The organism is Plantibacter sp. PA-3-X8 (assembly GCF_003856975.1).
GTDB classification, from domain to species: domain Bacteria; phylum Actinomycetota; class Actinomycetes; order Actinomycetales; family Microbacteriaceae; genus Plantibacter; species Plantibacter auratus.
On record NZ_CP033107.1, the window covers coordinates 1,128,461 to 1,154,084 of the forward strand.

Consider the following 25,624-nt stretch of genomic DNA (forward strand, 5'->3'; position numbering starts at 1 on the left):
TCGGGCCTCGGGTCAGCGGCCCCGGACGGCTGCCGCCGTCATCAGCCGCAGCAGTTCCTCGCCGGCGAGGATGCCGCGCCGCTCGGTGACCGTCAGCGTGTCGATCGTGAAGCCCTCGTCGTCGAGCTCGCCGTGCGCCGGCCGGAACGCGAGGTCGGCGGTCTCCAGCATCGACTGGTCGAGGAGCGAGTCACCGGCCGCGAGGACGAGTGGTCCGTCGAGGCGGCGGGCGACCTCGCTGACCGCATCGTGCTTCGTGAGCGTCCGGGGTACGCAGTAGAGCTTGCGTCCCTGCAGGGACACCGTCCATCCGAGCCGTTCGCACTCCTGCTCGACCTGTTCGAGCCAGCCCGCCGGGATCGCGTCGCGTTCGACGATCGAGTAGAAGAACAGCGCGTCCGCGACGTTCGTCTTGAGGATCCAGGTCGGCGACGCCAGTTCCTCGAAGCGCGCGAGCGCCTCGTCGAGCGGAGCGGTGTGGTCGGTGAGGTGCGCTCGCACGCGACCGCGCCAATCGGCGTCCGGGACGCCGTCGACGAGGATCTCGCCGCCGTTGCTCGTGATCGCGTAATCGGGCGCACCACCCGGCAGCTGCACCCGCTGATACTGCGCCACGGTCCGCGTCGTGACGGGCATGAAGACGGCCTGTGAGCGCAGCTCGATCAGCAGGCGCTCCGACTCGCGCGTCATGAACGAGATCGGCACGCCGTTCCAGAGCTCCGAGACGATGATCGACGGCGCATCGGGGTCCGGCGTCTCGAGCCAGAACGCCTTCGGCGAGTAGATGAGGGTTCGGTCGAGGTCGCAGGCGACGAGGGCGCTCACTGGGCGTCTCCCGCCGCTGCGTCGCTCAACGGGTTGATGAGTCCGACACAGCTGTAGGGCAACCCGGGCACGACCTCGACCGGCACACCGCGCTGCTCGGCGAGCAGGAGCACGTGCGCGACGTCGTCGAGGGCGTCCGGCGACACGAGCACCTTCCACGGCACCCGGCGGAGCAGGACGCGAGTGGTCTCACCGACACCCGGCTTCACGAGGTTCACGGTCGGGATGTCGTACTGTTCCCGGATCCGCTCGACGGCCTCCCAGCCGACCCAGCTCGGTTCGCGATCGGCCGTGGAGGCCTCCTCCACGCCCGCTGCGACGTCGTCGACCACCTCGGCGAAGCGGCTGGAGACCGCGTCGAGGAAGGCGCCGGAGACGTCGTGACTGCTCAGCTCGCGGTAGAACTTGGCACCGTGGAACTGGTCGTCGGAGAGCAGCTCGCGGTTGTACACCGTGCGGGACACGAGGCCGGAGACGGTGGAGTTCAGGCACGCGGAGGGGATGAGGTAGTCGTCGCGGGTGCCGTACACGGGCACGCAGTGGCCGGGGTCGGCGAGGACCGCCAGCTCGTCGGAGAAGCGGATGCCGTCGGTCTCGGCGAAGAGTTCCAGCGCCGCCGTCAGTTCGCGCGCGATGGCGCCCTTGCCGGTCCAGCCGTCGACGAACGCGATCTGCTCCGGGTCGTGGTGCGCCGCGAGGTAGCGCAGCGCGGTTCCGTCGACGCCGACACCGCGCACGATGCTCATCGTGTAGTGCGGCACGTCGATCCCACGGACCTCCTGCGCCCAGCGACGCATGAGGATCCCGATGGGCGTTCCGGCGCGGGCGAGGGAGACCAGCACCGGCCGGTTCGCACGGGACGCCAGGACGAGGTCGGTGACGACACCGACGGCCACCGCGAGACGTCGGCTCGAGCGCGCGAGGGCGTCCCGGTAGAGCTCCTCGTACTCGGGGGAGGGCAGGTACTCGATGGGCAGCGACTCGGCGTAGTGCGCGCGACCGCTCTGGATCGCGGCCTCGCGTTCGGAGGCGTCGGCCTCGAGGCGGGTGTCGCCGAGGTCGGTGAGCAGCCAGCGCACCTCCGAGGCGTCGTAGGACCCGAAGTCCGGTCCGGTGAGCGGCTCGGGGAGGGCGGCGGCGTCGATGGTCACGGTGCGGGGTTCCATTCGGCTGGGGTCGGGACGGATTCGGAGAGGAGGACGACGATGACGTGGTCGGTGACGGTCCGCAGCGCCTCGACGACGCCGTCGGGCCGGAGCAGGAGCTCGCGGTCGGCGCCCGGCTCCGGGAACAGGACCACCGCCGCGAACCGCGAGCCGCCGCGCGAGAGGTTGTAGGCGAAGCGGGGTCCGAGGCCGTCGATCGTGCGGTCGTGGCTGGTGAAGGACACCGCGCTCGCGATGGCGTAGTCGTCACGGTCGATCACGGCGATGGGGGATCGCGTGGTGGTCGAGAAGCGCGTCGCTCCGCGGGCGCGGTCGAGGTGGGCGGCGACGGCCAGCGGCACCGCGATGAACTCCTCGGAGCCGAGCACCACGACCTCGCCGTCCGGCAGCTCCGGACGGACCCGGTCGGCGATCGCGGCGGTCACCGCGTCGTCCAGGCGTCCTGGCGCACCGAAGCGCGCGCTCCGCACGGGCGACAGGTCGGAGGCGTCCAGGACGTCGACGTCGCCGGTTGCGGTCGATCCGGCTACCGACGCGGCGGGTGCGGCGTCGATGACCGCTCGCGCTCGGGCGAGGACGTCCTCCGGAAGGTCGACGGCACCCACACCGAGTGCCACGACGGTGATCCGGGTGCCGAGCCGGTCGGCGAGGTCGTCGAAGCGCTGCCGGTCCGCATCCGAACGGAGGTCGATGAGGCCCGCGACCACCCAGTGCGCCTGCGGAGTGGTGGCGTGTAGGGCGGTGATCGTGTTGCGGACGGTGCGTCCCGTGCTCAACTCGTCGTCGACGAGCACCGTGGTGCCGCCGGCCGTGGCCCACGCGGGGTCGCTCGGGTACAGGCGGTGGTCGCTCGCGTGCGAATGTTCTTCCTCGAACGGCGTGAAGGGCACGTCCGCCTCGTGTCTCGTGGAGTGGAGGTACGGCGAGCCGAGCGCGTCGGCGACGATGTGGCCGAGCCCGGTCGCCGTCTCCGCGTAGCCGACGGTGACGAGTTCCGGCCCGGCAGCTGGGGCCGCATCGCGGAGCTGGGCGAGGTGCTCGCGGACGGCGGTGAGTGCGGCGAGACCGTCAGCGTCCGGTCGTTCCCGACGCGCCAGGAGCTGCGCCACCGTGTCGAACGGCGCCGTCTCCGGATCGCTGCCGTCGAGCGCGCTCCGCACCAGCAGTCCGAGCAGTTCTCCGGCGGCGAGTGCCAGGCCGGGCACGGTCGGCACGTGTTTGGCGAGGACCGTCGACACGAGCAGCTGCGCGCGTTTGGGGTTGTCGCGGAGTGCGAGACCGACGAGGTCCTCCACCGGGATCAGGCTTCGGGATGCGTCCGAGCGGAGGCCGATGCCGACGGCGTCGCGCACGAAACCGCCTGTCCATGCGCCCGTCCATGCGGTCACCGCATGCTCGTCTCGAGGAGGTCGACGAACGTCGTCTCCTCCGCTGCCACCCCGAAGGCCTCCGCGCGGAGCAGGGTCTTGCGCGCCCACGCCTGGTGCGGCTTCATCTCGTTCATCTTGTTCCGATACGGGGAGGCGTTGGCGCCGCCACCCACGTCGCCGACGACCGAGAGGGCGTCGACGTACTCCTCGTGGCTCACGACCGACATCGCGTGGACGACCGGCACGTGGCTCGGGTGGATGACCGTCTTGCCGAGCAACCCGTTCGCCTGGTCGAGCGCGATCTCGCGGATGAGGCCGTCGAGTCCCTTGAGGAGGAGCTTCTGACGCAGCTGCGCCTCGTTCGCGTCCTGGAACGGCGTCATGCGCAGCTGCGGGCGCATGAGCCGCTCCGCGTTGTGGAAGTGCTCCCAGACCGTGCCGGTGATGACGAAGTCGTCGCCCGGCCGACCGAAGACGTTGACGACGTCGGCGATGACCGAGGAGACGAGTTTCACGTCGTACACGGTGAGGTCGCGGGAGCGCCGGAGCGAGAAGGCGCTCGAGAGGTCGGTGGCGCCGATGCGGACCGCCAGGACGTCCTCGCGGTGGGCCTTGGTGACGTCGACGATCCCGGAGAGGGTGTCGTCGCGGGTCTCGCGGTGGATCATCCGCGGCGACTCGAGGATCGGCATGACCCGGAGGCGACGCGCGCCGTTCGACCCGTCCTGCCCGTAGTCGCGCTGCACGCGACCGAGCGCTTCGAAGAAGCGGTCCGCCACCCCGTCGCTGTTCTCGTACTTGGGGATGACGAAGCCGCTCAGGAGGTCGAGTCCCGGACCGAGGAGCCCGGCGACCCGCTCGAGCTGCTCGGGCGTGCGGACGCGGATGAACAGCAGCGGCAGCACGGGGCGCTTGGACCCCGAGCTCTTGGCGGCGAGCTGCTGCATCGCCTCCGCGACGTTCGTCTCGGCGAACTCGACCGCGTCGTCGGGGACCGAGTCCTCGAGGCACAGCACCATGCTCAGGCAGCCGTGCTTCGCCTGCTTCACGACGTCCTTCGCGAGCGTCGGGCGCGTGCCGGGACTGTAGAGCGTGGCGCCGAGTGCCGCCGCCACGTGTTCCGGCGGGGAGTCGATGCTGATGGGGCTCGGGAGCTTGTGGAACAGCCGCGACGCGCGCTTGTCGTCGACGTAACTGAAGTGGCGCATGGTCATCGTCTCCGGGGTTCGCGGGCGACGACGTACGGCGTCGGCTCGAAGCCGAACTGCTGCAGGAGCGTCTCGAGGGGGATCTCGGCGGGAAGGGGTTCGAGGCGGAGTTCGAGTCTCGACCCGATGCGCAACAGCGAGACGACCGGCGGTGCGCCGGTGTCGTCAGCCGCGGCGAAGCTCTCGCCGTCGAAGAGCTGCACCGTCAGTGGGTGGCCGGCTGTGCCGACGAACAACGCCCGCCGGATGAGGTGCACGTGCCGGAGCGCGAGGATCGCGTCGCCGCCGTCGAAGCCGAGCAGCGGCCGGTTGCCGGGCGTCGTCACCGGTGTGCCGTCGATACCGTCGGCGGTCGCGACCCCCGTCACGAGTTCGACGGTCTCCCACACGACCGCCGTCGCTCCGCCGACGATGAGGCTGCCGATCGCGGACTGACGCGGGTCGAGCCGGACCAGCGGGGTCTCGTCGTCGAGGACGCGGACCTCCTCGGCTGTCGGGGCTGGGAAGGGCTGCGGGGTCGTGGGAGCTGCGGCGGGTGTGGTGGCGGGGCGTCCCGACGGCGTAGCGGGAGCGGGCGACGAGGATCCGCCGAGCGAGAGTCCCGTCGACGGTGCCGACGGTGCAGGCGCTGCCGACGGCGCTGCCGATGCCGCCGGGGCAGGGGGTGCGGCGGCGGGCGTCGACGGCCCGCCGAGCGTGAGTCCCGTCGACGGTGCTGCCGACGCGGCGGGCGCTGCCGGAGCAGGTACCGCAGGGGTGCTCGCGACGGGCTCGACCTGCGCAACCGGCGCAGGCCTCGGCTTCACCCGACGACGGAGGTAGTCGATGTCCCGTCGCACCGGGGAGGTGTTGAGCGGCACGGCTCAGAGGTCGATTCTGAAGTCGCGCGCCACGCCGGCGAGCCCGCCGGCGTACCCCTGCCCGAGGGCGCGGAACTTCCAGTCCGAGCGGTGCCGGTACAGCTCGGCCAGGAGCAGCGCCTGGCTGCTGCGGACCTCGGCGATCGGCACGTCGAAGCGCACGAGCTCCCGACCGTCGGGCGTGGCGACGCGGACGAACGCCGAGCGCACAGGCGAGAAGTCGCCGGGGCCGCGGACGTCGGGGTCGATGTAGAGCAGGAAGGCGATCTTCGACACGGCGTCCGGCACGCGCGACAGCTCGACGTCGATCTCCTCGTCGTCGGCCTCGGACGAGAAGGTGACCGCGCCGTCCTGGCTCTCGACCTGGTTGAAGAACACGAGGTGGTCGTCGGACAGCGCCTTGCCGTCGTCGCCGCACATGATCGCCAGCGGCACGGGTTCGCTCTGCGGCCCGCGGCTCGCGATGACGTCCCAGCCGAACCCGATGAGCACGGCGTCGAGACCAGGGTTCTCGGCGGTGAGCGCGGCGTTCGCGCCCGCGATCAGCGACGCCATCAGTGCGCACCCAGCACGAGACCGGCGTCGGGCTCCTGGAACTTGTCGGAGAGGAACCGACCGTGCGTCGAGAGTTCGGCGATCGCGCCGATGCGGATCTGGTTGAGGAGGTCGCGGATGGTCTCCTCGATGAGCTCCAGCTGACGAGCGAAGACGATCGTGCTGCGGGAGTCGTCGGCGCGGTCCGCGGCCGGCAGCGCGAGGAAGGAGCGCAGCGGGCTGGGGAGGTAGTCCGTCACCATCGCGGCGAGGAGCACGCGCTGCTCGGTCGACGCACCCTGGTCGGCGATCGTCGCGACGACGAGGCGCAACTGGTCGTCGATCTGTCGGAGCTGCGAGGTGAGCAGCGTGGGGAGGTCGCGCCCCACGGAGCGCACCGAGTCGCGGAGTTCGTCGAGGTGCCGGGCCGTCTGCTCGTCCTCGGTCTCACCGACGGGCGCCGGCGTGGCGTCGACGACGCCGAGCGGCTCGGCCCCGCCGGTCCGCAGTGCGTTCAGCAGTCGTCCGAATGCCATCCCTCGTCCCCCTTCGTCCTCAGCGACCCGTGCGCCCGATCACCCGAGCGTGAGGCTACCGCAGTTCGCGCTGCTCGGCCTGACGGCTGCGCTCGAGGTACGGCTTCGCCTTCTCGAGGCCCGACTCGAGCGCGTTGACGGTGCCCTCCATGTTCTTGGCGGCTTCGGCACGGAAGGTGTCGATCGCGTCCATGGTCTGGAAGACGTTGTCGAACGCGCGCTGCAGGGTCTCGACGCTGACACCCGCGGTGGATGCCTGCTGGTGGATGCGCGTGGTCTGGTCCTTCAGCATCTCGCTCGTCTGCAGGATCATGTTGTTCGTCGTGGTGTTGATCGCGTCGATCTGGTCGAGGACCATCTTCTGGTTCGCGAGGGCCTGCGCGACGACGACGGCGGTCCGCAGGGCGGCGATCGTCGTGGTGCGAGCGCGGTCGACACCCTTGATGAGCTCGAGGTTGTTCTTGCGGATGAGGTCCATCGCGAGGTAGCCCTGCACCGAGACGGCGAGCTGCGTGAGGATGTCCTGGTGGCGCTGGCGGACGGGGAAGAGGACGTCGGCCTCGAGCTTCTGGGCCTCCTCGATGCGTCCGGAGGAGCGGGCTTCGTCGATCTTGGCGACGCAGGCGGCGTCGAGGGCCTTCGCGAAGACGGCGTACTCGCTGAGCGCCTGCATCGTCTCCCAGAGCTGGACCTTCTCGCCGGCGAGGGCGGCGTTGTCCTTCAGGAGCTCGTCCTGGCCGGCCATGAGCGACTTGATGATCTTGTCGAGCTGGGTCTGCGCGGACTCGTACTTCTGGAAGTACTTGGCGAGTTTGTTGCCGCCCGGGATGAACCCGAGGATCTTGCGGCCGACGCCGAGGTCCGCCTGGTTCGGCGTGAGGTCCTCGACGGTGCTGCGGAGGTCGCCGAGCGTGGTCGCGACCTTGATCTGCGCGCTGTCACCCGAACGCTTCGCGCCGGCGACCGAGGTCGACGAGCGGTCGAGCATGCGGGAAGAGTACCCGCTCGACTGCACCATCTCCTTGCCGCCGATCTGGGAGATGCCCTCGATCTTCTGCGCGAACTCGGGTGAGCGCGGGTCGAGCGTCGCGACCTCCGTCACGAAGGAGCGAGCCTGCTGCTGGATCTCCGTCTGGCGCTCCGCCGGGACGGGGACCATGCCCGGTGCCTCTTCGGCCTGCACGACGTCCGGTGCATCCGGAGCGTGCAGCACGAGGGAGGCTGCTGCCTGTTCGTTGGCGTCTGGCGGAGTGAGTGGCGTGCTCATGCGGTCGACCTTGCTCTCGTGTGTGGCTTGCTCGTGGTGGAGTCGTCGGTGCTCAGCCGAGCGGGACGCCGAAGTCGCCGGCGATGCCGGCGAGACCGGTGGTGTAGCCCTGGCCGACGGCCTTGAACTTCCACTCGGATCCGTTGCGGTAGAGCTCCGAGAACAGCATGGCGGTCTCGGGGGCGGCGTCCTCGCTGAGGTCGAAGCGGACGATCTCGGTGCCGTCCTGGTCGACGATGCGGCAGTACGCTCCGCGGACCTGGCCGAAGTTCTGGCGACGCTCGTCCGCCTTGTCGATCGACACGGCGATGATCACGCGCTCGACGTCTGCCCCGACCGCGTTCAGGTCGACCGAGATCTGCTCGTCGTCGCCCTCGCCGTCGCCGGTGCGGTTGTCGCCGAGGTGCTTGACGGAGCCGTCCGCCGAGGCGGGCTGGTTGTAGAAGATGAAGTCGGCGGAGGAGCGCACCTTGCCGTTCGCGCCGACGAGCAGCGCGGAGGCGTCGAGGTCGAAGGCCTCACCGCTCGTGGTGCGCGGGTCCCACCCGAGACCGACCGTCGCGACCGTCAGGCCGGGGCTGGTCTTGGTGAGCGAGAGGTTGTTGCCCTTTTCGAGGGTGAGTCCTGCCATGGTGATCGCTTCTCCTTCGGAACTGCGCTGGCGCGCGGGGGACTGCTGCGGGTGGTGCTCAGAGGGCCTGGGCGGCCGGGCCGAGGAGGTCCATGACGGAACGCCCGTTGGCGCGCTCGCCGATCGCCTTGAAGGTCCAGCCGTTGCCCTCGCGCGAGACCTTCGACATGATCATCGCGGTGTGCGGACCGGAGTCGGTGAGCTGGTAGCGGGCGACCTCGGGCGAGCCGGGGGTCGAGTCGTCGATGATCCGGCTGAAGGCGTTCTGCACGGTGTCGAAGGTCTGGCGGCTGTAGCTGCTGATCACGAACACGATCTGCTGGACGGACGGGGCGACCCTCGAGAGGTCGACGAGGATCGTCTCGTCGTCGCCGTCGCCGGCACCCGTGAGGTTGTCGCCGGTGTGGCTGGCCGAGCCGTCCTTGCTCGCGAGCTGCTGGAACCAGATGGTGTCGAGCACCTTGCCGGTGGCGTCGAAGAAGATCGCTGAGGCGTCCAGGTCGATGTCGGGTGCGGACGAGCGGCCGAAGAAGCCGCGCTTCACCGGTGCGACGCCGTCCCAGCCGAGACCGAGGCGGATCCGCGTGAGCGAACCGCCGTCCTGCTTCGTCAGTGAGAGCGACTGGCCCTTTTCCAGACTCAGACCCATGGTTCCGTCTCCTAGATGCTTCATCGTGTTGCTGGTGGTGAGGTGTGGGACGTGCGCCCCCGGCCGAAGCTGGGAGCGCACGTCCACGTTATCGGTTCAGCCGGGCGAGCGCCCGGATTCCCGGCCCGTTCAGAGCAGGCCGCGGGAGTCGGAGCTCTTCGCCTGCAGCTCGTGGGCCCGGGCGAGCAGCCGCTGGAGCTCCTCGTCGTCGGCCGCCTTCGCCTGGTGCTTGGGCTTCAGGTTCGCGAACGACTTCTGGCGCTCGACCATGCGGGTGTAGCTCGTCTCGAGTTCGACCTCGTCCACGTGGTGACCGTCCGGGATGTCCTCCGGGGAGTCGGCGTGGTCGACGATCTTCTTCGCCTGGGTGCGGGCGTCGCTGATGATCGTGTGTGCACGACCGGCCGGGCTGAGGAGCGATGCGAGGACCGTGACGGTGAGGATGCCGATGATGACGATGAGCGACAGGCCAGTGCTGATCTCGAACACCGGGATGTGCTCGCCACCGTTGAGGAACGGCAGGGTGTTCTCGTGGAGCGCGTGCAGGACGAGCTTCACACCGATGAAGCCGAGGATCGCCGCCAGGCCGTAGCTCAGGAAGATGAGGCGGTCGAGCAGGCCGTCGATGAGGAAGTAGAGCTGACGGAGGCCGAGCAGCGAGAACGCCGTCGCGGTGAAGACGATGTACGGGTTCTGCGTGAGGCCGAAGATCGCGGGGATCGAGTCGAGCGCGAAGAGCAGGTCGGTGCCGCCGATGGCGACCATGACGAGCAGCATCGGCGTGAGGACCTTCTTGCCGTTCTCGATGGTGACGAGCTTGTCGCCGTCGTAGCGGTCGGTCGTCTTGAAGAGGCGCTTGGCGAGACGGATGACGAAGTTGTTCGCGTCGTCGCTCTCCTCCTCCGGGCGGAGGAGCTTGATCGCCGTGAAGATGAGGAACGCGCCGAAGATGTAGAACAGCCAGGACCAGGCGTTCACCGCGGCGGCACCGAGGAAGATGAAGCCGGTGCGGGCGATGAGGGCGAAGACGATGCCGAAGAGGAGCACCTTCTGCTGGTCGGCCCGCGGCACGCGGAAGCTCGACATGATGATGAGGAAGACGAAGAGGTTGTCGACCGACAGGGCCTTCTCCGTGATGTAGCCGGCGAAGTACTCGGATCCGAGTGTGCCGCCGCCGAAGAAGAGGACGCCGAGGCCGAAGACGATGGCGATACCGACGTAGAGGGCCGACCACTTCGCGGCTTCCGGCAGCGTCGGCTCGTGGGCCTTGCGCACGTGGAAGATGAAGTCGAAGGCGAGGAGGGCCAGAATGCCGACGATCGTCAGCAGCCAGACGTATCCGGGGATTTCCATGGGCTGTGTTCTCCGCAGCGCTCGAGGTGGGGGACGGGTGATGTTTAGTTGGTGCCGTCCCACTATATAGTTGGTATGGTCGAACCAACACCCGAACGCACGTATTCAGAAAGAATTCAGCTATGAGCGATGACGTCGACCCCGCCGAGGCGGGAGCCGTCATCCAGGCGTCCCTCGCGACGGTGCTCCGGTGGTCCACCAGGGCCGACAACCGGCGTTCGCTGCACGACGCCGAGGGTGCCGCCCTCACCGCCACGGACGCGTGGCTCCTCGAATACGTCATCACCGCCGGGCCGATCCGCATGTCCACGGTCGCGGGCTGGATGGACGTCGACAAGTCGACCGCGACGGCCGAGGTGCGTCGCCTCGAGGAGGGTGGTCTCGTCGTCCGGGCGACGGATCCGAGTGATCGCCGCGCGGTGCTCGTGAGCGCGACGGAGGAGGGACGGACCGCCCTCGAACGACACCGGCAGGCGGCGCAGCAGGTCTACAACACCCTCGTCGGCAAGTGGAGCGAGCGCGATCGAGCGGAACTCGCCCGGTTGCTCTCGCGGTTCGTCGACGAGTTCTCCTGGGTCAGCGACGCCGTCTCGCAGCACAACGCGAGTCGCTGACTCTACGGCCTCACGGGTCGATGCGCACCGGGATCGGTCCCGTCCGCTCCGCCCGCGGCCCGTACACCCAGAAGCGGTAGAGCACGAAGCGGAACGCTGAACCGAGGGCCAGCCCGACGATGTTCGCCGACACGTTGTCCGCCAGCGGCGTCGTCAGGTGCATCGCGTCGTGGGAGACCCAGAGGCAGGCCAGGGCGATCGCGCCGCCCGCGAGACTCACCAGACCGAACTCGAGCGCTTCGCGGGCGACGTCCGAGCGCCGATGCGCGCGGAAGGTGAGGAGCCGGTTGCCCACCCAGTTGGCCACGATGGCGAGCGTCGTGGAGATGCCCTTCGCCACCAGCAGCCCGGAGGTGCCGGTGTGGAGGAACACGGTGTACGCGAGCAGGTTGAAGACCCCGACGTCGACGAGGAAGCCGGCGCCGCCGACGAGGCCGAAGGCGGCGACCTCGCGGACGATCGGTCGCCGGAGCAGTGCACGCGGATTCGGGAGTGGTCGGATCAGCATCGCGTCACGACCTGACCAGCTCGAAGACGATGCTGCGGTGGACGGGGATCCGCTGCTCGACGTGGTAGCCGAGCGCCTCCAGATCCGCCACGTTCGGAGAGGTGCTCGAGCCCTCGACGACCCAGACGGTGTCGTGGCCGATGAGCCGGTCGTGGATCTCGGACAGCGGCGCGGCGAGATCCCAGAGCTCGGGGCGGTCACGGTAGCTCGTCTCGAGCGCCACGTCGTCGAGACCGGCGAAGGCCTGCGGGTAGAGGTCGATCGCGAGCCGCGACTTGCGCGAGGGCTTCACCGACTGGTCGAAGACGACCGCGTCGCCCGGCGAGGCATGGGCCTGGACGACCTCCGCGGTCTGCCGGAGGTCGCTGCCGTCGTCCTTCGCGAACGGGCCGCGCTGTTCCGCGAGGACCGGGATCGCGAGCGCCAGAACGAGCGCGACACCGACCGCGGTCGCCACCGCGCGGTCCACCCGCTTCGGCAGGAGCTCGACGATCGTCCGGAGTCCGAGCGCCATCATGATCGCGACGGCCGGGACGCAGAAGGTGACGTAGCGCAGGTTGTACATCGGCGTCACGAGGGTGTTGCCGATGATGAGCAGCGCGGTCGGTGCGAGCGCCCAGACGGCGATCATCGCCAGGGCGCGACGCTGCCGGGACGATCGGCGCACCACGAGGACCCCGACGGGAGCGAGCACGATGAGTAGCCACGCGAGCACGGCGAACGCCGGCGTCTGGAACCACTGGCCGACGAGCACCGATTCCGGCGTCGCGTAGTCCCGCCTGCCGAGGAACGCGATCTGCTCGCGCTGCGCGATGCCCGCGATCACGATCGGAGCGCCGAGGACCAGTGCGCCGACCAGGGACCAGCCCCACGCTCGCATCACCCTCCGCCCGGGGCGTTGGAGCACCATCCAGGTTGCGTGCACGAGGAGGAGCATCGCGAGGTACAGGAACAGGTACATCGAGGCGGCGCTCGCGATGGCGAAGAGCGCCCAGCTGCGGCGTGACGTGGACCGGCGGCGCACGAGCGACACGAACCAGACCGTCAGCCACACGACCGCGGCCATGCCCAGCGCATAGGAACGCGTCTCGGCGCCCATCCGTGTGACCTGGGGGATGACGGCGAACACGAGGCCCGCCGTGATGCCGATCGCCGAGGTGAAGATGGACCGCGCGAGCACGACCGTCCCGGCCGCGGCCAGGCCGACGCCGATCGCGCTCGGGAACCGCGTGACGGCCTCGGCGGTGCCGAAGGCGCCGGTCCAGACGTGCAGGAACGCGTAGTACAGGCCGTGGACGGCGTCGATGTGGCCGATCATCCCGAACATGACCGGGAGGGGGCGTTCGGCGGCGAGGACGCTCGCCGCCTCGTCACCCCAGTACGACGGCGTGCCGATGCCGATGAGCGAGACGAGGGTGGCGAACAGGCCGATGACCCAGGGTGCGACGCGGCCGCCGAGGAGGGCGTGGAGGGCGTCCCACCGACGGCGCGAGGGCGCGGTCGGGACGGTGATCGTCGCAGTCATGGGTTCCCCTCGGACGCGACAACCTGGCGCGTCGTCTCATCGTCCGCCGCTCGGATGAACGCCAGCAGAGAGATTCCTGAGAGGCCGCGGGGGATCCTGCCGGGACCCCACGGCAGGAGCCCGGCCGCCCCGGTGGGGAGTTGTCCCCATCGCGCGGCAACGGCGCGCGGGACAGACTGCTGGAGTCCGCCGCCGAAAGGAATCCCGATGCAGCTCTCCCGCGTCACCGCCCTGATCACCCTCCCCGTCGCAGCCATGCTCGTGCTGGCCGGATGCTCCACGCCGTCGGCCCCCGACGCGAAGCCGACGGAGAAGGCTTCGTCGTCTGCGACGTCGAAGCCGACCTCGACCGGATCGGCGGACGGTGAGGTCACCGAGCCTGGAGCGCAGGTCGGGATCGATGAGCCGATCGTCTACGAGTCGCAGGGCACCGACGGCGTCACCGCGCTCATCAGCGCGAAGCTGACCGAGGTCACCCCCGCGACGGCCGACCAGGTCGCGTTCCTCAAGACGCAGTTCGACGGCGGGGAACTCGACGGCTACGACATCACGCTCATCCGGCTCGAGATGACCAAGGTGTCGGGCGACCCGGTGGCGTTCAACAGCGACGCGACCTCCTTCTCGCCCGTCGACGCCGATGGCGAGAAGGTCCAGGAGGCCACGCTCATCGGGTGGGACGAGTGCGGATCCGAGTCGTTCACCGAGGAGTTCGATGCTGGCGCGCCGATCACGCAGTGCTACGTCGCGGCGGCTCCCGCCGGTGGCAAGGCTCCGGCCGGCCTCATGTACGACGGCGGCTTCACCGACCCGAACCCGTACGACTCCTTCGACGGCGACCCGATCCTGCTCATCAAGGACTAGCTGTACTGCAGGCCTGAGTCCCTTCGACAGGCTCAGGGACCGGAGCGTCGCGGGTGAACCTCTCCCGCTCACTGAGCCTGTCGAAGTGCCCGCGAGGAACCCGTATCGTTCCGGGCACACCTCTCCCGGTCACTGAGCCTGTCGAAGTGCGCACGAGGAACCCGCATCGTTCCGGTGAACCTCTTCCGGTCACTGAGCTTGTCGAAGTGCTCGCGAGGAACCCGCAGCGTTCCGGGCACACCTCTCCCGGTCACTGAGCTTGTCGAAGTGCTCGCGAGGACACCTCATCGTTCCGGGCACACCTCTCCCGGTCACTGAGCTTGTCGAAGTGCTCGCGAGGACACCTCATCGTTCCGGGCACACCTCTCCCGGTCACTGAGCCTGTCGAAGTGCGCACGAGGAACCCTTCGACAGGCTCAGGGACCGGAAACGGTCAGAACGGTGCGGGATCCGGTTCCGTCCGGTGGTGCTTCCCGTCGGGTGTTGTCCAGTCGAGCACGCCGCCGGGTTCGTGGTCGAGGTTCCACCCGGGCAGGTGCTTCATCCGGTGATGATGTCGACAGAGACAGGCGAGGTTCCCGACATCTGTCGTCCCGCCGTCTTCCCACGCGACCGAATGATCAAGATCGCAGGCCCGGGCTCGCCTGCCGCAGCCCGGTGCCCGACAGGTGCCGTCCCGCAGCCGCACCGCGCGCTGCAGATCGGCCGGGACCCGGTACTGATTCCGCCCGACCGAGAGGACCGCGCCGGTATCCGGTTGGACGAGGACCCGGGTGAAGCTGGGCGCATTCACCGCGATACGGGCCGCGGTCTCGGGGTCGATCGGACCGTACCCGTCGAGCGTGGCGGGTGCGTCGCTGACGCCGGCCATGCTCAACGCCGGGACGGTGATCTGCACGGTCGGCTTGATGTGCTCCTGCACTTCGATCGGGTGCGGGAGCACTGGGCTCGACATGACGTCTTCCGGGGTCACGCCGGTGAGAGCGAGCGCTGCGAGGGCATCTGCCTGCAGCTGAGCGCACGTGCGAGTGTCGCCGGCGGTGCGTGACTCCGCCGCGGCCGCTTCGACCCGTTCGACGAGGCCCTGCGCGATGGGTGCCGTCGTGAACAGGTGCACCCAGGCCATGCCGTCGGCTGCGGGTTCGAACTCGACCCGGCGGTCCGCCTCGGACCGCCGGGCGCGTGCGGTGATGGATTCGGGGTGGAGGCGCTCGCGGAGCATTCGGGCGCGCCTGCGGAGGTTCGCGTTGGTCGTCTCCTCGGCGACCGGCAGGACCTCAGCGAGGAACGCCGCTCGCCCCGCGGTCGGCACGTCATTGAGTTGGTCGATGATCGTCTGCGCGTGCCGCGCTGACATGCGGCCGGCTTCGAGGGACTCGAGCACGGCGGGTGCGTCGTTCACGAGACGCTCGGCGTCGTTCGTCGCCCGCTGGACCGTCTGCTCGGGGGTGCGGGTCGCCATCGCGAGGGCTGCGCAGGTGGATCGGCGGGAGAGGGCCAGTCGCTCGGCCGGCGGGAACACGGCCGGAACGACCGAGTCGGCGAGCGCGTCCGCATATGCGGCAGAGCGAGCCAGCAAGCGCGCCTCGCGGGCGTCGAGAGCCGCCCGCAGCCGGTGGATCTCCGCGTACTCCTCCGAGAACTCCACCAGCTGCGCGGCGTATTCATCGCCGACGCGGATCGCGGTGGTGGTGGTCTCGGTCATGGAACCAGTCCACCATGGACCACTGACATTCCAGATGATGAGTCTGGGGACTGTGGAAGTTGCTCGTGGGCCCTTCGACAAGCTCAGGGATCGGAAGAAGATCACCGGAACGGGAAGCCCCTCGCGTGCCCTTCGACAAGCTCAGGGATCGGAAGAAGATCACCGGAACGGGAAGCCCCTCGCGTGCCCTTCGACAGGCTCAGGGACCGGGGGAAGATCGCCGGAACGGGAAGCCCCTCGCGTGCCCTTCGACAGGCTCAGGGACCGGGGGAGGTCGGTCGGATCGGCGGGGTTTTCCGTTGGCCCTTCGACAAGCTCAGGGACCGGAAGAAGATCACCGGAACGGGAAGCCCCTCGCGTGCCCTTCGACAAGCTCAGGGACCGGAAGAAGATCACCGGAACGGGAAGCCCCTCGCGTGCCCTTCGACAAGCTCGGGGACCGGAGGAAGATCACCGGAGCTGGAGGTTCCTCGTGGGCCCTTCGACAAGCTCAGGGACCGGGGAGGGGAGCCAGGGACCGGGGAGGGGAGCCAGGGACCGGGGAGGGGAGCCAGGGACCGGGGGGGGGGGTCAGGGACCGGGGGTGAGCCGAGTCGGCGTCCCGCAGACAGACGAACGCCGGTGACCCGAGCGGGGCACCGGCGTTCGTGTGATCGGGAGGTCAGTTCTTGAACGCGTCCTTCACGTTCTCACCGGCCTGCTTCACGTCGGACTTGGCCTGGTCGGCCTTGCCCTCCGCGACGAGCTTGTCGTTGTCTGTCGCCTTGCCGACGGCCTCTTTGGCCTTGCCCGCGAGGTCTTCGGCGGCGTTCTTGATCTTGTCTCCTGCGCTCATATGGTGCTCCTCACATGTTCTTCGGGCTGTCGATCCGCACTGATCGAATCCGACAGGGCGACCTGGTGGACGCCCTTCACTTCTACACCCGGGAGCTCCACGTCCGGGCGGGGCTCCAGCAGACTCCCAGAGAACTCCCCGGACCGCCCAGCACCAGTGCACCCGTCGTCGGTTCGTCCTCGACAGCCAGGACCCCGGCGATCAGACCACGCCGCTCGTGCCGAGCAGGGTGCCGATCGCGAAGGTGGCTGCGAGGGCGAGCGCTCCGCCGACCACGACCCGGACGGTCGGGCGGATCGCCGGGTTGCCGCCGATCCTCGCGCTCGTGAAGCCGGTGAGTGCCAGCGCGATGAGCACGACGACGAAGGTGATCGGGACGCGCACCTCGGGCGGCGGCAGCAGGATCGCGAGCAGGGGGAGCAGTGCCCCGACCGTGAAGGCGAGCGCCGAGGCGCCGGCGGCCGCCCACGGGCTGACGACGGCGTCCTCGGTGATGCCGAGTTCGGCCTCGAGGTGCGCCGTGAGCGGGTCGTGTGCGGTCAGCTCCTCGGCGACCCGCCTCGCGGTCGTCGGCTGGAGCCCCTTCGCCTCGTAGATCCCGGCGAGTTCCGCGAGCTCCGCCTCGGGGTCGTCGGAGAGCTCCCGCCGCTCCTTCGCGATGAGGGCCCGCTGACTGTCCCGCTGGCTGCTCACCGACACGTACTCGCCGAGGGCCATGGAGATCGCGCCACCGACGAGCCCCGCGACACCCGCTGCGAGGAGCGGGGCGCTGTCGGTCGTGGCACCGGCGACACCGACGACGAGGGACGCGACGGAGACGATGCCGTCGTTCGCGCCGAGTACACCAGCACGGAGCCAGTTCAAGCGGCCCGCGAGGTCACCGCGGTGCGGTTCGTCCTGGTGGGCGCCGGGTGGTGGTGATGAACTCATGGATGCATCCAAGCACCGCGCGGGCCGCCCGCGCAGGGTTCCCGACCGGCCGCTTGCCCGATCGCCTAGAATGGAGGCTGGTGCGCCGGGAAGTCTGGTCGGCGGGCGATCGATCGGGATCGCTCTGCTGCTCGACCGAACCCTCACCCGAAGGATCCGTATGCCCGACGCTCACCGCTCCCGCGACCTGCCGGCCGACCAGGCCCCGCACTCGATCTGGCGTGGCATCCACCAGACGCTCCAACAGGACACCGTCGGTGGCGCCCTCCTCGTCGTCGCCACCGCACTCGCGCTCGTGCTCGCCAACACCGGCGCTTCCGAGTTCTACCTGAGCGTCCGGGACTTCACCTTCGGTCCGGAGGCACTCCATCTGAACCTCTCCGTCGGTGCCTGGGCGGCCGACGGACTCCTCGCGATCTTCTTCTTCGTCGTCGGCCTGGAGCTCAAGGAGGAGTTCGTCGCCGGCAAGCTCCGGAACCCCAAGTCCGCCGCGCTCCCCATCGCCGCTGCGGTCGGTGGTGTGGCCGTGCCCGCCGTCATCTACGTCCTCGTGAACCTGAGCGCCGGGCCCGACGCACTGCAGGGCTGGGCGATCCCGGCCGCCACGGACATCGCGTTCGCGGTCGCGGTGATCGCGGTGGTCGGCAAGTTCCTGCCGCCGGCACTGCGCACCTTCCTGCTCACGCTCGCCGTGGTGGACGACCTCATCGCCATCAGCATCATCGCGATCTTCTACACCGACCACATCGAGTTCCTGCCGCTGGCGCTCGCCGCGGTGCCGCTCGCCATCTTCGCCGTGCTCGTCCAGCGCGGCGTCCGCGCATGGTGGGTCCTCATCCCACTCGGCCTGTGCACCTGGGCGCTCATCCACGCGTCCGGTATCCACGCGACCGTCGCCGGCGTGCTGCTCGGCTTCATGGTGCCCGTCTTCTCGACCAAGCGTGCCCGCGTCCAGGTGGGGACCACCGCGGAGGGACGCCCGGTCTACGAAGGCCTCGCGGCGCACTTCGCCGATCGCTGGAGCGTCGTCTCCACGGCGGTCGCCGTCCCGATCTTCGCGTTCTTCTCCGCGGGCGTGGTCATCGGCGGGCTCTCCGGGCTCGTCGAGTCCTTCCAGGACACCATCGCGCTCGGGATCATCGCCGGGCTCGTCCTCGGCAAGCCGATCGGCATCCTGGTGACGACGTTCCTCGTCACGCGCCTGCCCGGTCTCGGCCTCGACCCGTCGATCCGTTGGGTCGACCTCGTCGGCATGGCGTTCGTCGCGGGCATCGGATTCACGGTGTCGCTGCTCGTCGGTGAACTGTCCTTCGGGGTCGGCAGCGAGTCCGACGACCACGTCAAGGTCGGTGTGCTCGCCGGCTCGCTCATCGCCGCCACCATCGGTGCCGCGATCCTCGCCGCCCGCAACCGCGTCTACCGGCGGGCGGTCACGGTTGGAAGTAGTACGCCGAGTGCAGGTGGCAGCCCGGATTGAACCGGGCGTCGCAGTTCGGGCAGCCGTCGACTTCCAGGTAGCGGTCGATCGTCAGTTCCGTCGAGCACACGCCGCACAGGATCGCCTCGCGGTCGCGCTGCTCGCGCGGCCACTGCTCGGCCGGGTGGTCGGCGCACTCCGCGTGGCACAGGTGGCACGGGTAGTACTCGCCGCAGCAGGCGAAGCGGATCGCGATGACGTCGAGCGCGGTCGCGTAGTGGACGCAGCGCGTCTCGTCGTCGACCGTCTTGCCGTGGACGCGCACGGTGTCGTCGCCGCTCATCGGACGCCCCGGGCGGTGAGGGCCTCACCGAGCTCGTCGGCGTGCTTCAGCGACACCACGAGGAACGGCACGACGAAGGTCACGAGGTTCGACCCGGCCCCGCGCGCCCGCTGCGCTTCCCGGACGCTCGTGGCCAAGCGGGCGAGGACGGGCACCGTGTTGATGGCGACGGCGAGCATCAGGGCGATGCGCGAGGGGTCGACACCGAAGCGACCCAGGGGCTGGAGGACGCGCTCGAAGGCGTCGAGCAGGTCGGCGACCCGCGTGCTCAGCACCAGGAGCGCCGCGAGCAGGATGGCGGCGACGATCCGGGAGGTGTTCGACACGGCGGACTCGACGTCGAGGAACAGCAGTTGGCCGGCCACCGTGATCGTGATGATCCAGCGGATGAGCAGGAGCTGCCGTCCGAGCTCGCCGAGGCCGAGGCCCGAGACGAGGTAGGCGAGGACGGTCACCGTGGTGGCGATGCCCGCGGTCCACCAACTCGTCGGCAGGAGCGAGATCGCGAGCACCACGACGAGGATGCCGAGCGCCTTCGGGCCGGCCGGTGCGCGGTGGAGCCAGCCGGAGCCGGGACGGTAGAGAGTGATCACGCGGTCACGCCCGCAGACTCGCGCGGTAGGCCGCGATCACGTCGTCCGGTGCTCCCTGCGCGACGACCCGCCCACCGTCGAAGAGCAGCGCGGTGTCGCAGCGGGCGGCGAGCTCCAGGTCATGGGTGACGAGGAGGAGCTGATGGCCTGCCTCGGGGTGGAGGAGGTGGTCGGCGACGGCGGCGCTGTTGCGGGCGTCGAGGTAGGCGGTGGGTTCATCGGCGATGAGTAGCGCCGGCCGGCGGATCACGGCCCCGCAGAGCGCCAGCAACTGCTTCTGGCCACCGGAGAGTTCGTAGGCGGACCGGTCGGCGAGGGCAGCCAGGCTGAACTCGTCGAGCGCATCGGCGACCTGCGCGGCGATGTCGGCCTTCGACGCCTTCGTGCCGCGGAGGGAGAACGCGACGTCCTCCGCCACCGTCGGCATGACGATCTGTGCGTCCGGGTTGCTGAACACGATGCTGACGAGTCGTCGGAGGGTCGCCGTGTCCTTGGCTGCGTCGACCCCGTGGACCTGGACGCTGCCGAGGGTCGCCCGGGTGAGGCCGCCGACGAGCCGCGCGAAGGTGGACTTCCCTGAGCCGTTCGCCCCGATGACCGCGATGCGCGCATCGTCGAGGTGGAGCGTCACGTCGTCGAGTGCGACGGTGTCGCCGAGACGTGCGGTGACGCCGTCGAGACGGATGGCGGATGACTGGTCGATGTCCCCGATCATCGCACGACCTCGAACACCGCGGCGACGCCGAGACCGCCGCCGACCGAGGCCGCCGCCACCCCGATCGTGCCCGCCGGAGCCCCGCCACGGACGAGCCGCGAGAACAGGCGGACCACGGCGACCGCACCGCTCGCGCCCCACGGATGACCGAGCGCGAGGGCGCCACCGTCGGCGCAGAGACGCTCGTCGTCCTCGGCGACACCGAGTCGGTCGAGCACGGCGAGCGTCTGGGCCGCGAACGCCTCCACGATCTCGAACGCGGCGACCTGCGCGAGGTCCACGCCGGCCCGATCGAGAGTGTCGAGGATCGCCGGCGCGGCCCCGATCCCCGGCAGTGCCGGGTCGCAGCCGACGACGGCGTGCGCCCGGACGGCGAGACCGGGCGTCGTGCTCCCGTGGGCGGGCCCGCCGGGCACGACGAGCACGGCAGCCGCTCCGTCGCTCACCCGGCAGGTGTTGCCTGCGGTGAGGGAGCCGTCGGTGAAGAGCGGCGTGAACCGGGGGAGCAGACGCTCGATCCCGCGGCGCGGCGCCTCGTCCTGCTCCGCCGCCCCGACCAGCGGCACGAGCTCGTCGGTGAACCGTCCGGCGGCGACGGCGCTCGCCGCACGATGCGTGCTCCGCGCCGCGTAGGCGTCCTGGCGTTCGCGGGAGATCCCGTCGTGCTCGGCGAGGTCCTCCGCGGCCCTGGTCATGTCGGGGTCGTGCCAACCCGCCGGTGCGAACGGTGCGCGTGCGTAGGCGATGCCGTCGACGGAGCGGGTCGGCGCGGTCGACGCGCTCTCGACCCCGCCGGCGATCCGTGGCCGATGGTCGCCGGCGCTGATCGCCGTGGACGCCTCGATGATCGCCGCGAGGCCGCTGCCGCACTGCCGGTCGACGGTGAGCCCTGGAACGTCGAAGCCGAGGCCGGCCCCGAGCGCGGCGACGCGGGCCGGGTTGCCGCCGGGGCCCATGCAGTTCCCGAGGACGACGTCCGCCACCACCGGCGGCAGCCCCAGGACGTGCGTCGCGTCGTCGTGCACGGCGCGGACGACGGGGACCGCCAGCTGCTCGACCGTGAGTGCGGCGAGGGCGCGCCCGCGCGTCGCGATCGGCGTCCGTCGGGCCGCGACGATGCGCGGGAGGGCGTGCGACTCAGACAAGGGACGCCACCGTCCCTGCCGCGAGACGATCGGCGAGCTCCGCGCGGGCTGCCTTGCCGGTGACGGTGCGGGGCAGCTCGTCGACGACGAACCACCGTCGGGGCCGATGGGTCGGCGGCAGCAACGGTGCGAGGGCGTCGCGAAGCATCGCGCGGGTCGGACGCGCGCCCGGGTGCAGTTCCAACACGGCCGTCACGAGCGATCCGACCCCGGCGTTCGGCAGACCGAGCACGACGGCGTCGTCCACCTCGTCGAGTCGGCGCAGAGCCTCCTCGACATCGGCGGGGATGACGGTCGCCGCGGCCGTGAGGATCGCATCGTCGGATCGGCCGAGGAGCGTGACGATCCCGTCGTCGATCCGTGCGCGGTCGCCGACGGTGGACCAGTCACCGTCGCGTCGGAGCGGGCCCGAGCCCCCGAGGTACCCGGTCGCGACGAACGGCGATCGGACCCAGAGGACGTCGTCGTCGCGGACCTCGAGCTCGACGCCGGGGAACGCACGGCGGCCCGGTCGATCCGGATCGACACCGTCGTCGACCGCCACGAAGGAGAGCTCGGCGGCTCCGTAGTAGGACACGACACGGATGCCGAGGTCCTCCGCCCTGGCGCGGAGTCCGGGGTCGAGTGAGGCGCCTCCGATCAACGCCACCCGCAGGCGGGGCGGCACCTCGCCGTCGAGCAGTGCCCGGAGGCCGTTCGGGGTCCCGTGGAACCGGGTCGCGTCACGGGCGTCGTCGGGGGTGAGCGCGTGGGTGGTCGGGAGGGCGAGCGAGCAACCGACGGCGGCCGCATGGGCGACCGAGAACAGCGACAGCGACGACGCGGGCGGCGACGACAGCGCCAGGACGTCGTCCGGCCCGAGGTCGAGCAGCGCGCCGACGGCCGGGAAGGAGTCCGCCCACGACGCGGCGGTCCTGAGCACGATGCGCGGCTCGCCCGTGGTGCCGGAGGTCAGCGTCGCCCACCCCTGGCCAGGCTGTGGACCGGACGCGGTGCTGCGGTCGCGTACGGAACGCCAGTACGACTCGCTCCACCGGTCGTCGCCGATCAACGGCACGCCGCCGGCCGCCCGCACCTCGAGCGCCCGACGGACGAGGTCGGTCGGCGCCCCGCCGCGCAGCGGGACGAGGTGCCCTGGACGCACGGTCATCCGATCCGGGCGGGCTCGCCGGGACGCGTGGAGCCGGCGCCGGCCGCGTTGCGGAACGCGCGCGGGTAGGCGCGGGCGAGCGTCATCGTGATGACCGTCGCGAGCACGACCTTCACGAGGTCGCCGGGCACGAAGACGAGGCTCTGCAGGGCGGTCTCGCCGAGTGGCAGGCGGGTGACGAGCGACTGCACCGGGATGCCGAACGCGTAGATGACGCCGATGCCGCCGGCGAAGACGCCGAGCGCGGTGCGCCACCAGCGCAGCCGATTCCCACCGGCGTGCACGATGAGCCCGATCACGAAGACGCCGACGATCCAGCCGAGGAGATATCCGGCACTCGGTCCGACGAAGACGCCGATCCCGCCGCGACCGCCGGACAGGAGAGGGAGGCCGATGGCGACGAGCGCCAGCAGCACCAGCATGGAGAGCATGCCGCGCCACGGGCCGAGGATCGCGCCGGCGAGCATGACGCCGAGGGTCTGCGCCGTGATGGGCACCGCGCCGAGCACCGAGAACGCGCCGGGCAGGCCCAGGGCGGCCACGATGGCGGCGAACACGGCGATGCGTGCGATGTCGGTCGCGTCGATCCGGAGTCTGCTCATGCTGGGTCCTTCGTCGGGATGGTCGGTTCGCCTGGGGCGGGTGGATCGCACCTGAACGGTGTTCACCTGAACAGCGTTCACTATAGTGGTGCTCATGTCCGGTCCCGAAACAGTGCGTCGCCATCGGCGCGACGATGTGGCTCAAGTGGCCCTCCGCATCCTCGACGATCACGGCCTGGCCGACCTCACGATGCGCCGCCTCGCCGCGTCGCTCGACGTCCAGCCGAGCGCGCTGTACTGGCACTTCGAGAACAAGCAGACCCTCATCGCCGAGCTCGCCGACCGGATCGTCGATGCGCACCCGGCGCCGGTGGACGCCGTGTCCGAGGCCGGTTCCGATTGGCGCGAGCGGACGCGCGTGGAGGCGGAGGCGCTGCGTGACGCCCTCCTCGCCTATCGCGACGGGGCCGAGGTGGTGTCGAGCACCTACGCGCTCGGGCTCGGTTCCGGGCGGGCGCTCACCCGGCTGACGGACGCGGTGTCGGTGGCCGGGTTCGACGAGGCGACGAGTCGACGTGCGGGCACGGTGCTGCTCCACTTCATCCTCGGGCACGTGTCGCACGAGCAGCAGCGGATGCAGTACGACAGCGTCGGCGTGCTGGCTGACGCTGCGACGGATCCGCTCGGCCAGGAGGACCAGGCACAGGCGTTCGCCTTCGGGGTCGGTCTCCTCGTCGACGGCCTGGCGGCGCTCTCCGTCCGCTGACGGCTCGTCGTGCGCGATAGCACAGGGTGGATGGAACCGCCCACCGTCTGGATCGGCGGCGGCCCACGGTAGCGTTGGTGCAGGCAGGACGCGAGGGAGGCAGGCGATGGCGAAGGGTGATGACGACGACGTCGACATCGTCATCGACGCCTGGGCGAACGCGTTGCCCGACGTGGACTTCGCACCGCTCGACGTGGTGTCCCGCCTCCGCCGGCTCGTGCCGCACCTGCAGGAGGTCCGACGCCTGTCGTTCGCCGCGAGCAACCTGCGGCCGTGGGAGTTCGAGTTCCTCTCCATCCTCCGCCAGCACGGAGCGGACGGGCTGACGCCGTCCATACTCGCCACCCGACTGGGCATCACGAGCGGCAACCTCGCGAGCCAGCTCGATCGTCTGGCCGCTCGCTCGCTCGTCGCCCGGCAGAAGAACGAGGCCGACGGCCGGAGCAAGATCGTCGTCCTGACGACCCTCGGTCAGCAGCGGGTCGACGAGGCGATGCGGCGGCTGGTGGACGACGAGAACGCCATGCTCGCCGGGCTCAGCCACGAGCAGGTGGCCGTGCTCATCGAGAGCCTCCGGGTCATCGGCGCGGCGCTCGAGCGTCGGTAGGGGTCTGGGTCGAGGGACCGGACCTGCCTCAGAACCGCAGGTCGGACGGCCCGCTCAGCTCGATCCAGGTGTCGGTGTCGGGACGCACTGTCGCGGGAGCCGGCTCGAGGACGTCGGCGGAGGCGAGGGCGCCGAAGTCGAGACCGGTGACGCTCGCGAGGTCGAGGATCGGCAGCTGGAAGGTCCGGAACGGGCCGAGTGGGGGCACGGCGGTGGCATCGTGCGTGTCGTCGATCGCACTGGACCGGCCAAGGTCGAGGTCGTCGAGCTGCGCCGACTGGTCGAGGAGGTAGCCGCTCGCCGCGAGCGCTCCGTCGTTCGACCACGCCGCCACCTTCCAGAACCGGCGCGGGATCTGCACGCCGCGGTAGAGCGGGTCCGTGTCGGCGAACACCGGCCCGGTGAAGACCGACAGCCGCCGGCGCCCGGCCGAGGCGTACTCGAGGACGAGGTCCTCCAGGCCGTTCCAGAGCTCGAGTGACTGGTTGAAGTCCGCAGCCTGCGGGGCGGCGTTCGTGTAGCAGAAGGTGTCGACGTTGGCCTGCCGGGCGATCTCGACGGGCCCCCAGACCGGGTCCCTCCGCCGCACGAGGTGGCCGCGGTCGAGGTCGTTGCGGGCGTAGAGCTCCGGGCCGGCCTGCTCCTCGACCGGGACGCGGTCGTCGAGGTGCCAGTCGTCGTCACGCCCGAGGTCGAGGAGGGCGGCGCCGTCGATGTCGACCCCTGTCGCGGCTGCCAGGCGGCGGTCGGGGTCGAGGAGCACGGTGAAGTGCGTGTAGTCGAGACGGCGGAGGCGCGACAGTTCGGCGGGATCGGTGGGTGCCGGGAGCTGCAGCTGGTCGGCGAGGTCGAGGAAGCCTGAATCGAAGCCGGTCATGGCAATGAGTCGATCATGAATCCGATCGAATCGGAACGGGGGACCCGCCCGATGGCCACGACGTCACCGACCGTGCACGATCATGCACCCGT

General features: G+C 70.2%; 28 protein-coding genes. 5 read left to right on the top strand and 23 right to left on the bottom strand.

The window, feature by feature from the left end:
- Positions 1 to 12: 12 nt before the first annotated feature.
- The 11 genes from EAO79_RS05415 to EAO79_RS05465 all read right to left on the bottom strand — a co-directional run bounded on the left by EAO79_RS05415 (position 13) and on the right by EAO79_RS05465 (position 10,399).
- The gene (locus tag EAO79_RS05415; protein WP_124768203.1) at positions 13 to 825 is read right to left on the bottom strand and encodes an HAD family hydrolase; all 813 of its coding nucleotides are present in this window, start codon (positions 823 to 825) and stop codon (positions 13 to 15) included.
- Entirely contained in the window at positions 822 to 1,976 is a 1,155-nt protein-coding gene (locus tag EAO79_RS05420; protein ID WP_164486898.1) for a cysteine protease StiP family protein, read from the bottom strand. Before EAO79_RS05420 ends, EAO79_RS05415 begins: the two co-directional genes overlap by 4 nt.
- Positions 1,973 to 3,379: a phosphoribosyltransferase domain-containing protein gene (locus EAO79_RS19190; protein ID WP_206428286.1), complete on the bottom strand. Its 1,407-nt coding sequence runs from the start codon at positions 3,377 to 3,379 to the stop codon at positions 1,973 to 1,975. The genes EAO79_RS05420 and EAO79_RS19190 overlap by 4 nt, the downstream gene beginning before the upstream one ends.
- Complete coding sequence (locus EAO79_RS05430; protein WP_071261351.1) at positions 3,376 to 4,569, bottom strand: HpcH/HpaI aldolase/citrate lyase family protein; 1,194 nt, start codon at positions 4,567 to 4,569, stop codon at positions 3,376 to 3,378. Before EAO79_RS05430 ends, EAO79_RS19190 begins: the two co-directional genes overlap by 4 nt.
- Before the next feature lie 2 nt (positions 4,570 to 4,571).
- Positions 4,572 to 5,429, bottom strand: a complete 858-nt coding sequence (locus EAO79_RS05435) for a hypothetical protein (protein ID WP_124768207.1) — start codon at positions 5,427 to 5,429, stop codon at positions 4,572 to 4,574.
- A gap of 3 nt (positions 5,430 to 5,432) precedes the next feature.
- Positions 5,433 to 5,984, bottom strand: coding sequence for a TerD family protein (locus tag EAO79_RS05440; RefSeq protein WP_064295863.1), 552 nt, complete (start codon positions 5,982 to 5,984; stop codon positions 5,433 to 5,435).
- The gene (locus tag EAO79_RS05445; RefSeq protein WP_124768209.1) at positions 5,984 to 6,499 is read right to left on the bottom strand and encodes a hypothetical protein; all 516 of its coding nucleotides are present in this window, start codon (positions 6,497 to 6,499) and stop codon (positions 5,984 to 5,986) included. Before EAO79_RS05445 ends, EAO79_RS05440 begins: the two co-directional genes overlap by 1 nt.
- Positions 6,500 to 6,554: 55 nt before the next feature.
- The gene (locus EAO79_RS05450) at positions 6,555 to 7,766 is read right to left on the bottom strand and encodes a toxic anion resistance protein (RefSeq protein ID WP_124768211.1); all 1,212 of its coding nucleotides are present in this window, start codon (positions 7,764 to 7,766) and stop codon (positions 6,555 to 6,557) included.
- Between the two features lie 52 nt (positions 7,767 to 7,818).
- On the bottom strand, positions 7,819 to 8,397 hold the full coding sequence (locus tag EAO79_RS05455) for a TerD family protein (protein ID WP_079704611.1): 579 nt from the start codon (positions 8,395 to 8,397) through the stop codon (positions 7,819 to 7,821).
- Between the two features lie 58 nt (positions 8,398 to 8,455).
- Positions 8,456 to 9,046 (bottom strand): TerD family protein, encoded by a 591-nt coding sequence (locus EAO79_RS05460; RefSeq protein WP_079704612.1) that lies wholly within the window; start codon positions 9,044 to 9,046, stop codon positions 8,456 to 8,458.
- A gap of 129 nt (positions 9,047 to 9,175) precedes the next feature.
- Positions 9,176 to 10,399, bottom strand: a complete 1,224-nt coding sequence (locus EAO79_RS05465) for a TerC family protein (RefSeq protein WP_079704613.1) — start codon at positions 10,397 to 10,399, stop codon at positions 9,176 to 9,178.
- A 122-nt stretch (positions 10,400 to 10,521) separates the two neighbouring features.
- On the opposite strand from EAO79_RS05465, the gene EAO79_RS19450 reads away from it, so the two are divergent.
- On the top strand, positions 10,522 to 11,013 hold the full coding sequence (locus tag EAO79_RS19450; protein ID WP_086472760.1) for a MarR family winged helix-turn-helix transcriptional regulator: 492 nt from the start codon (positions 10,522 to 10,524) through the stop codon (positions 11,011 to 11,013).
- Positions 11,014 to 11,023: 10 nt separating this feature from the next.
- Here the strand turns inward: EAO79_RS19450 and EAO79_RS05475 are convergent, their stop codons facing one another.
- Positions 11,024 to 11,521: a GtrA family protein gene (locus tag EAO79_RS05475; protein ID WP_124768213.1), complete on the bottom strand. Its 498-nt coding sequence runs from the start codon at positions 11,519 to 11,521 to the stop codon at positions 11,024 to 11,026.
- A 4-nt stretch (positions 11,522 to 11,525) separates the two neighbouring features.
- Positions 11,526 to 13,046 (bottom strand): glycosyltransferase family 39 protein, encoded by a 1,521-nt coding sequence (locus EAO79_RS05480; RefSeq protein WP_124768215.1) that lies wholly within the window; start codon positions 13,044 to 13,046, stop codon positions 11,526 to 11,528.
- Between the two features lie 207 nt (positions 13,047 to 13,253).
- Between EAO79_RS05480 and EAO79_RS05485 the strand changes: the two genes are divergently transcribed.
- Positions 13,254 to 13,907: a hypothetical protein gene (locus EAO79_RS05485; protein ID WP_079704617.1), complete on the top strand. Its 654-nt coding sequence runs from the start codon at positions 13,254 to 13,256 to the stop codon at positions 13,905 to 13,907.
- A 433-nt stretch (positions 13,908 to 14,340) separates the two neighbouring features.
- Here the strand turns inward: EAO79_RS05485 and EAO79_RS05490 are convergent, their stop codons facing one another.
- From EAO79_RS05490 to EAO79_RS05500, 3 genes are all read right to left on the bottom strand, one after another.
- Complete coding sequence (locus tag EAO79_RS05490; RefSeq protein ID WP_124768217.1) at positions 14,341 to 15,612, bottom strand: HNH endonuclease signature motif containing protein; 1,272 nt, start codon at positions 15,610 to 15,612, stop codon at positions 14,341 to 14,343.
- A gap of 661 nt (positions 15,613 to 16,273) precedes the next feature.
- A complete protein-coding gene (locus EAO79_RS05495; RefSeq protein WP_079704619.1) occupies positions 16,274 to 16,447 on the bottom strand; it encodes a CsbD family protein in 174 nt (57 codons plus the stop codon).
- 201 nt (positions 16,448 to 16,648) lie between these two features.
- Complete coding sequence (locus EAO79_RS05500; RefSeq protein WP_124768219.1) at positions 16,649 to 17,377, bottom strand: VIT family protein; 729 nt, start codon at positions 17,375 to 17,377, stop codon at positions 16,649 to 16,651.
- A 160-nt stretch (positions 17,378 to 17,537) separates the two neighbouring features.
- On the opposite strand from EAO79_RS05500, the gene nhaA reads away from it, so the two are divergent.
- A complete protein-coding gene (gene nhaA, locus EAO79_RS05505) occupies positions 17,538 to 18,854 on the top strand; it encodes a Na+/H+ antiporter NhaA (RefSeq protein WP_124768221.1) in 1,317 nt (438 codons plus the stop codon).
- Here nhaA and EAO79_RS05510 read toward each other — a convergent pair.
- Genes EAO79_RS05510 through EAO79_RS05535 form a run of 6 tightly spaced genes read right to left on the bottom strand, consistent with a single transcriptional unit; the run spans position 18,808 to position 23,342 of the window.
- On the bottom strand, positions 18,808 to 19,137 hold the full coding sequence (locus tag EAO79_RS05510; protein WP_124768223.1) for a CHY zinc finger protein: 330 nt from the start codon (positions 19,135 to 19,137) through the stop codon (positions 18,808 to 18,810). The genes nhaA and EAO79_RS05510 overlap by 47 nt on opposite strands.
- Positions 19,134 to 19,730 (bottom strand): energy-coupling factor transporter transmembrane protein EcfT, encoded by a 597-nt coding sequence (locus EAO79_RS05515; RefSeq protein WP_124768225.1) that lies wholly within the window; start codon positions 19,728 to 19,730, stop codon positions 19,134 to 19,136. Before EAO79_RS05515 ends, EAO79_RS05510 begins: the two co-directional genes overlap by 4 nt.
- A gap of 4 nt (positions 19,731 to 19,734) precedes the next feature.
- Positions 19,735 to 20,445 (bottom strand): energy-coupling factor ABC transporter ATP-binding protein, encoded by a 711-nt coding sequence (locus tag EAO79_RS05520; protein ID WP_124768227.1) that lies wholly within the window; start codon positions 20,443 to 20,445, stop codon positions 19,735 to 19,737.
- On the bottom strand, positions 20,442 to 21,590 hold the full coding sequence (locus EAO79_RS05525) for a thiolase family protein (RefSeq protein ID WP_124768229.1): 1,149 nt from the start codon (positions 21,588 to 21,590) through the stop codon (positions 20,442 to 20,444). Before EAO79_RS05525 ends, EAO79_RS05520 begins: the two co-directional genes overlap by 4 nt.
- Positions 21,583 to 22,740 carry a class I adenylate-forming enzyme family protein gene (locus tag EAO79_RS05530; protein WP_124768231.1) on the bottom strand — a complete coding sequence of 386 codons (1,158 nt, stop codon included), beginning with the start codon at positions 22,738 to 22,740 and terminating at the stop codon, positions 21,583 to 21,585. Before EAO79_RS05530 ends, EAO79_RS05525 begins: the two co-directional genes overlap by 8 nt.
- Positions 22,737 to 23,342 carry a biotin transporter BioY gene (locus EAO79_RS05535; RefSeq protein WP_124768233.1) on the bottom strand — a complete coding sequence of 202 codons (606 nt, stop codon included), beginning with the start codon at positions 23,340 to 23,342 and terminating at the stop codon, positions 22,737 to 22,739. The genes EAO79_RS05530 and EAO79_RS05535 overlap by 4 nt, the downstream gene beginning before the upstream one ends.
- 94 nt (positions 23,343 to 23,436) lie before the next feature.
- Here EAO79_RS05535 and EAO79_RS05540 point away from each other — a divergent pair, with 94 nt between their 5' ends.
- On the top strand, positions 23,437 to 24,048 hold the full coding sequence (locus EAO79_RS05540; RefSeq protein ID WP_079704628.1) for a TetR/AcrR family transcriptional regulator C-terminal domain-containing protein: 612 nt from the start codon (positions 23,437 to 23,439) through the stop codon (positions 24,046 to 24,048).
- A 106-nt stretch (positions 24,049 to 24,154) separates the two neighbouring features.
- Entirely contained in the window at positions 24,155 to 24,655 is a 501-nt protein-coding gene (locus EAO79_RS05545) for a MarR family winged helix-turn-helix transcriptional regulator (protein WP_079704629.1), read from the top strand.
- A 28-nt stretch (positions 24,656 to 24,683) separates the two neighbouring features.
- Here EAO79_RS05545 and EAO79_RS05550 read toward each other — a convergent pair whose 3' ends face one another.
- Positions 24,684 to 25,532 (bottom strand): DNA/RNA non-specific endonuclease, encoded by an 849-nt coding sequence (locus EAO79_RS05550; protein WP_124768235.1) that lies wholly within the window; start codon positions 25,530 to 25,532, stop codon positions 24,684 to 24,686.
- Positions 25,533 to 25,624 lie beyond the last annotated feature (92 nt).